This is a genomic window from Lysinibacillus sp. UBA6686, assembly GCF_002455205.1.
In the GTDB taxonomy this organism is placed as follows: domain Bacteria; phylum Bacillota; class Bacilli; order Bacillales_A; family Planococcaceae; genus Lysinibacillus; species Lysinibacillus pakistanensis.
The window spans coordinates 42,622-42,944 of the sequence record NZ_DKJS01000068.1 but is presented as its reverse complement, the minus strand read 5'-3'; the positions used below and the strand labels follow the sequence as shown (position 1 = coordinate 42,944).

3 tRNA genes are annotated in these 323 nt (G+C 51.1%); all 3 read right to left on the bottom strand.

Annotated elements, in window-relative coordinates:
- Positions 1-37: 37 nt before the first annotated feature.
- Positions 38-112 (bottom strand) — tRNA-Gln (locus tag B2R82_RS18400).
- 5 nt (positions 113-117) lie between these two features.
- Positions 118-193 (bottom strand) — tRNA-Asp (locus B2R82_RS18395).
- Positions 194-229: 36 nt separating this feature from the next.
- Positions 230-301, bottom strand: a tRNA-Glu gene (locus tag B2R82_RS18390).
- Between the last annotated feature and the right edge of the window lie 22 nt (positions 302-323).

Below are 323 nucleotides of genomic sequence, written 5' to 3'. Positions count from 1 at the left end.
CTACCAACTGAGCTAATGGCTCTAATTAAGAAATGAATGGCTGGGGTACTAGGATTCGAACCTAGGCATGACGGAATCAAAATCCGTTGCCTTACCGCTTGGCTATACCCCAATAAGTGGCGGTCCCGACCGGGATCGAACCGGCGATCTCCTGCGTGACAGGCAGGCATGTTAACCGCTACACCACGGGACCAATATTACTACATTTTTAAAAATATTACGAATGAAATGACCCCTACGGGATTCGAACCCGTGTTACCGCCGTGAAAGGGCGGTGTCTTAACCACTTGACCAAGGGGCCATGGCTCCGAAGGCAGGACTCG